This is a genomic window from Massilia sp. LXY-6 (assembly GCF_051233485.1).
GTDB lineage: Bacteria > Pseudomonadota > Gammaproteobacteria > Burkholderiales > Burkholderiaceae_D > Telluria.
Window position 1 is genome coordinate 1 of sequence record NZ_JBKFGF010000064.1, and the last position, 5,940, is coordinate 5,940.

Annotated in this window: 7 protein-coding genes; 2 read left to right on the forward strand and 5 right to left on the reverse strand. The window is 64.2% G+C overall.

The features are described from left to right. Positions 1 to 200: 200 nt before the first annotated feature. Positions 201 to 614: a hypothetical protein gene (locus ACI48D_RS23485; RefSeq protein WP_435573657.1), complete on the reverse strand. Its 414-nt coding sequence runs from the start codon at positions 612 to 614 to the stop codon at positions 201 to 203. A 293-nt stretch (positions 615 to 907) separates the two neighbouring features. On the opposite strand from ACI48D_RS23485, the gene ACI48D_RS23490 reads away from it, so the two are divergent. Both ACI48D_RS23490 and ACI48D_RS23495 read left to right on the forward strand, forming a co-directional pair. Then, positions 908 to 1,645 (forward strand): NF038120 family PEP-CTERM protein, encoded by a 738-nt coding sequence (locus ACI48D_RS23490; protein ID WP_435573658.1) that lies wholly within the window; start codon positions 908 to 910, stop codon positions 1,643 to 1,645. Positions 1,646 to 1,997: 352 nt separating this feature from the next. Continuing rightward, complete coding sequence (locus ACI48D_RS23495) at positions 1,998 to 2,273, forward strand: hypothetical protein (RefSeq protein ID WP_435573659.1); 276 nt, start codon at positions 1,998 to 2,000, stop codon at positions 2,271 to 2,273. A 26-nt stretch (positions 2,274 to 2,299) separates the two neighbouring features. Here the strand turns inward: ACI48D_RS23495 and ACI48D_RS23500 are convergent, their stop codons facing one another. From ACI48D_RS23500 to ACI48D_RS23515, 4 genes are all read right to left on the reverse strand, one after another. Continuing rightward, positions 2,300 to 2,599 carry a response regulator transcription factor gene (locus tag ACI48D_RS23500; RefSeq protein WP_435573663.1) on the reverse strand — a complete coding sequence of 100 codons (300 nt, stop codon included), beginning with the start codon at positions 2,597 to 2,599 and terminating at the stop codon, positions 2,300 to 2,302. 27 nt (positions 2,600 to 2,626) lie between these two features. Continuing rightward, on the reverse strand, positions 2,627 to 3,655 hold the full coding sequence (locus ACI48D_RS23505) for a TIGR03790 family protein (protein ID WP_435573660.1): 1,029 nt from the start codon (positions 3,653 to 3,655) through the stop codon (positions 2,627 to 2,629). Positions 3,656 to 3,690: 35 nt separating this feature from the next. Next, positions 3,691 to 4,443, reverse strand: a complete 753-nt coding sequence (locus ACI48D_RS23510) for a PEP_CTERM-anchored TLD domain-containing protein (protein WP_435573661.1) — start codon at positions 4,441 to 4,443, stop codon at positions 3,691 to 3,693. Between the two features lie 156 nt (positions 4,444 to 4,599). Continuing rightward, a partial coding sequence (locus ACI48D_RS23515; protein ID WP_435573662.1) for a mannose-1-phosphate guanylyltransferase/mannose-6-phosphate isomerase occupies positions 4,600 to 5,940 on the reverse strand: 1,341 nt, incomplete at its 5' end.

Genomic DNA, 5,940 nt, shown 5'->3' on the forward strand with positions numbered 1-5,940 from the left:
CGGTCATGCATCACGACCGCAAGCTGGATATCTCGGCCGCCTGGGTGTGGTTGGCCGAGGCACGTATGCTACTGAATAGACTTACCCATCAGGTTTGATTTTGTCTACACCCTGTAAGAAGCGAGGCTGGGGCGCGAGCCCCAGTGCAAAAAGCCGCGTGCCTTAGGGCCCGCGGCTTTTTTCATGTGCGCAGCGAGCGATCAGCGTGCCTGCATCCCGCCCCCGCCCAGCTGGCAGGTGCCGGCGCGGCAGACGGCGCCGGGATCCGGCAAGAACTGGCAGGTCGACATGGCGCCCGAGGCCGCGTTGGCGGCGCGCCGCTCTTCCTTGTAGCGCTCGCCCAAGGCCTCGATCTCTGCCTGTTCCGTCTTCGCCGACGACCAGGGCAGGTAGCTCTCCGGTCCGCCACAAGCACGCACGCCGAGCGCCAGCGCGTGGCACTGGCTGTCGCTGGAGCAGCCCGGCGTACCGGCCAGGGTGCGGATGCGCGCCAGCGTATCACCCTGCCCGTCCGTGGCAAGCGCGCGGGATTGCGGCGCCTGCCGTGCTTGCGGCGCGGCGCCGGTGCTGCAGGCGGCGCAGCCTGCCAGTAGTAAAAGGATCAGTGTTCGCATTGACGCATCATGCGCCCGGGCCTGCGGCAGCGTCAAGCGTGCGCGGATGTGCATTACAGTCACCGGCCAAGCACCCGATTTTTAATTAAATAAATTGTAAATATTTGATTTTTTAAAACATTATTCGATAAGTTTCACATACCGCCGAATGTCCTCTTGTGTGTTATCTGGCTCACAATGTTATCTTTATTGATATACTCCATGATAATAATTTTAGTAGGCTCAGCAGCACGGCAGCACGGCAGTACCCGCAATCGCGCATCCCGCGCATCTTCCAACGAAAAGGTAACCATATGATCAGGACCACACTTCGCGGCGGTGTACTCAAGCGCATGCTGAGTACCGCCGTGTTCGCCCTGGCTTCGGCCGGCGCGGCGCAAGCAGCCGTCATCACGTTCGAAGGCCAGTCGGGCCCGGTGCTCAACCAGACCTCCCTCCAGGAAGCCGGCTACACCGTCATCTTCGTTGCCCCGGGCGCGGCTGCGCCACCGGAAACGGTCCAGGTCGGGCGCTTCATCAACGGCAGCGCCGCCAACGCTTGCGCCCCCAACATTTGCCCGACCGGCAATACATCGACTTATTTCGACCTGTTCAATTCGGGCTTCGTCGACATTCTCCCGAGCACGGGAACGACCTTCAGCTTCAGCGGGCTCGACGCCAGCTTCGTCCCCCTGCCCGGGGTCGTCTACCCGGCCATCCCGGCAGCGATCCAGGTGTTGGGCTTCAATGAAGGCAGCGAACCGGTCACCATCCAGTTCAACCTGACGGCCGACGCCAATGGCGCCTACAGCTTCCAGCGATTCGACGCCGGCGACTTCGCACAGATGCAGTTCAGCGAAATCGCCATCGTCGGGTTTCTCTGCAATGCCGAGGGTCAATGTGGTGGCCTGAACAACAGCGCCGGCGAAATCGCGCTGGACAACATCACGCTGTCCGACCTGCCCGTCACCAACGTGCCGGAACCCGCCACCGCATCGCTGCTGGTCTTCGGCCTGCTGGGCCTGGGTGCGCGCGCGCGCCGGCGCGCCTGACCTGCCCCGCCATACGGCCGGCGCATCCGCGGACCGATCCGCGGATGCGCCGGCATTCACTTCTTCCCTGTTTTTCACATGCTGATGCACTAACACAAGTGTCAGCCCATGTGAAAGATTTCATGCAATTTGCATAGAAGTCCGTCACTCAACGTCGCACAGGCACGACGTTTCCAGAAAATATCAATAATTTCCTCAAGGATATTTCCTCTTATCATCTTTCATCTCCGCTTATTTCCATACAAAAAGATTGTTTTTACTCAATATTGGCACTAAATAAACGAAAAAAATATTGAGTTGCGGAAAATTTCCTGCCTACAATAGCTCATCTGTTGAACGCACCTTATCCGCCATGAAACTTCACGCAATCCGTTCCGTTTCCGCCCTTGCTCTCGCCATCGTCCTCACCGCCTGCGGCGGCGGCAGCCAGGCCGACCAGCCGACCCTGACCGCCTCGGCCATGCAGTCGGGCAGCGCCGCCCAGGTCAGCGCCGCCATGCCGGCGCCGGATTGCGCCACCGACGGCTGCAAGAGCCTGCGCATCATCGACGCCAACGCCGAAGCCTACCGCTACGATGCGATGCGCCGCGCCGCCGCCGACCAGGCAGCGGGCGTCACCAACTCCTGATTTTCCCGCCGGAGCCTGGCATCCGCTCAGGCTTCCAGCAGGCGTAGTTCGAGACAGCGCGCCAATACGTGCGCGCGGTTGCCGACACCGAGCAGGCGGTAGATCCGCCGCAGGTGGTTCTTGACGGTCAGCGCGCTGATCCCCAGGATCTGCGCCATCTCATCATTGCTCTTTCCCTCGCGCAGCCAGCCGACGATCTCGGTTTCGCGCGCGCTCCCTCGGCCAGCGGCCCGGTACCGTGCACCGGCACGCTGTCGAAGCCGGCTTCCCGCAGGTCCGGTTCGAAGCCGGCCAGGACGCCGCGCTGGGCATCGATCCGCGCTCAGCGTTCAGGATTCGGGACGGGACGGCCGTCAGCGCGGCCGTTTTCGGTAAGGCGCAGCCAGCGGCTCGCCGATGAACAGGCCCTGGGTTGGCCAGGCTACGCTCTTCCAGTAGGCTTCGATCGCACTGTTGCCCTGCACGTAATTCGTGAGGAGCACGGCCGGGTTGGGGAATTTCTGCCAGTAGTTGCAGGGCTCGCTGACCGAGCCATAGCTGGCGGTGGCGCCCGCCTCCAGCCAGCGCAGGCTGCTCATCTGCCCATCCCCCAGCAGATCGCCGCCGAGCGAGGTCAGGTGGTCGGCCAGGGCTCCGGGCAGGAAATGCAGGGTCTCCAGCTTGTCGACGTGCGCCATGCCGGTCTGGTAGATCATCACGTCCTTCACCCCTTCCAGCGTATCGGCCTTCATGGTCTTGGTGCTCAGCTTCCTGGCCTCGATGTGGCCCGGCGGCGGGAAGAAACCGGCGCGCGAGTTGCGCGCCGTTTCCGAGGTGATCAGGTAATAGGCGGTGGCCGGCACGATGCGGAAGCCGGCCGAGGCGCCGCGGTCGATCAGGGCCTTCGCATCCGCCACCGACTCGGTCGGCAGCAGCATCGACAGGCGCAGCTTGAGGTCGGTATACGGCCGCGTCGAGCGGGAATTGAAATACGGGCTGGAGCGCCCGCTGGCGCAGGTCTTGACGCACTGGGAAGCGTCGAAGCCCAGGGTGTAGGCACTGGTGATCGAATTGCACTCGACCTTGTAGGGCGCGGTCCAGACCATCAGCACGGCCTGGATCTCGGGACCGAGCTGGCCGTCGATCTCTTCCTTCAGCTCCTGGAAGCGTTCGGCGCTGATCTCATGCGGCTTGTCCGGGATGTTCACGTGCACCACATTGTTTTTCGGGATGTTGCGCCGCTTGCGGTAGTACTCGCCGATTTTTACGCTGTTCGGCTCGGCGTCGTTGATGACGATGGCCAGCTGCGCCGGCTGCAGGCTGGGGGCGCTGGTGAACTGCGCGTGGGCATTCGCGGTGGCGGCCAGCGCCAGGATGAGGAGGAAGCGTCGGATCGATATCATTCCCTCATCATGCCACAACTTGTATTGCGGACAACTTACGACACGCTTATCCCGTGCTTGCGCCGGCGCCAGCGGCCCCCTGCACCGAGCACGCCGACCCCGGCCAGCAGCATCGCCGCCGACGCCGGTTCCGGCACCGGCGCGATCGCGAAGATTTCCATCGCATTCACGCTCACGGCCTGGCCGCCCAGGCTGCCGTCGATGATGCTCTTGCCCTCGTTGGCCGGATCGCCGTAGCTCAGCTGCCAGGACAGGGCCTTGGTGAGGTCGTCATTCACGAGCAGGTCGGGGCCCGAGCCGAACACAGGGCCGAACAGGATGTCGTTGAAGGTCTGGCGCTGGCCCTGGCTGGGCAGGATGAAACCGGACAGGACCTGGCGGTAGACCGCCGGCGTGGTGAAGTTGAACAGGAAGGCGGTGCGCTGGAAGTCGCGCTCGGTCTCGTGCCAGCCGTCGGTGGACGACCATCCTTGCGGGTTGTAGCCGCCGACCAGGAAGGTCTGGCCGGCCGTGTTCGCCACTTCGATCAGGGTGAAGGTGGCGCCCTTGCCGTCGGCCGCCCGGTGGAAGTTCGCCGAGGTGTCGCCCGGACGCAGCGTGTAGACATTGTTGAGATTGAACTCGCCCGCGCCCAGCCAGCGTTCGAGCTGGGCCTGGCGCCCATTGTCCAGCAGGCTGGAGCCGCCGATGATGGCTCCGGCGACAGGCGGAGCGGCCTTGGCCGCCGTGCCGGTGGCGCCCAGCAGCAGAACAAGCGCCGTGCTGCCCGCCGCAACGATCGTTTTCATGGGATTCCCCTTCTTGTTCTTGACGAGGCATTGTATGCCCGATGCATGGCGGCGCTCGCACTGTAGAACCGCGGAAAAGAGAAACGCCGCCGGCGCTGGCGCGCGAGCGGCGTTGAGTTGCGTGCGGTAAGGCGAACGAAGCCTGATGCGCCTTACTCAGGCACGTTGGTAGACGTCCTCGAAACGCACGATGTCATCCTCGCCCAGGTAGCTGCCCGACTGTACTTCGATCAGGTGCAGCGGCAGCTTGCCCGGGTTTTCCAGGCGGTGGGTCATGCCGATCGGGATGTAGGTCGACTCGTTCTCGGCCAGCAGCTTGACGCTGTCGCCGCAGGTCACGCGCGCGGTGCCCGACACGACCACCCAGTGCTCGGCACGGTGATGGTGCATCTGCAGCGACAGCTTCTCGCCCGGCTTGACGCAGATACGCTTGACCTGGAAACGCTCGCCCGCGTCGATGCCTTCGTAGAAGCCCCACGGACGGTACACCCGGGTGTGGTACAGGTGCTCGGTGCGCTCCTGGACCTTCAGGTGGTCGACGATGTTCTTGACCCGCTGGACCTGGTCCTTGTGCGCCACCAGCACCGCGTCCGCGGTCTCGACCACGACCAGGTCTTTCACCCCGACCACGGCCACGATGCGGCTCTCGGCGCGCACCAGCGAGTTGCTGACGCCGTCCAGGTAGACGTCGCCGCGCTGCACGTTGCCGTGGGCGTCGGCCTGCTGCACGTCGGCCAGGGCCGACCACGAACCGACGTCGCTCCAGCCAATGTCGGCCGACACCACCACGCCGTCACGGGTATGTTCCATGACCGCATAGTCGATCGAGTCCGACGGGCTGGCCGTGAAGGCCGCTTCGTCCAGGCGGCAGAAGTCGAGGTCGCGGTAGGCATTGTGCATCGCGTCCTCCGCCGCCTTGGCGATCGCGGGCGCATGCTGCTCGATCTCGGCCAGGAAACGGTCGGCGCGGAACATGAACATGCCGCTGTTCCAGTAGAAGCCGCCGTCGGCGACGAAGCCTTCGGCGGTATTGCGGTCCGGCTTCTCGACGAAGCGCTCGATCTTGTAGCAGTCATCGCAGCCCGGCAGCGGCTCGCCGCGGCGGATGTAGCCGTAGCCCGTCTCCGGCCCGCTCGGCACGATGCCGAAGGTGGCCAGCGAACCGTCCTGCACCAGCCTGAACGCGCGCTCGACCGCCTGGCGGAAGGCTTCGTTCTTCTCGATCACGTGGTCGGCCGGCAGCACCAGCATGATGGCGTCCGGATCCTCGGCTACCAGGTGCCGCGCGGCCGCCGTCACGGCCGGGGCCGTGTTGCGGCCGACCGGCTCGAGCAGGATGCCGCTCGGGCTGATGCCCACCTCGCGCAGCTGTTCGGCGACCAGGAAACGATGCTCGTTGCCGCACACCACCAGCGGTGCCATCAACCCCGGCCAGCCGCGGACCCGCAACGCGGTTTCCTGCAGCATGGTCTTGTCGCTAACCAGCGGCAAAAGCTG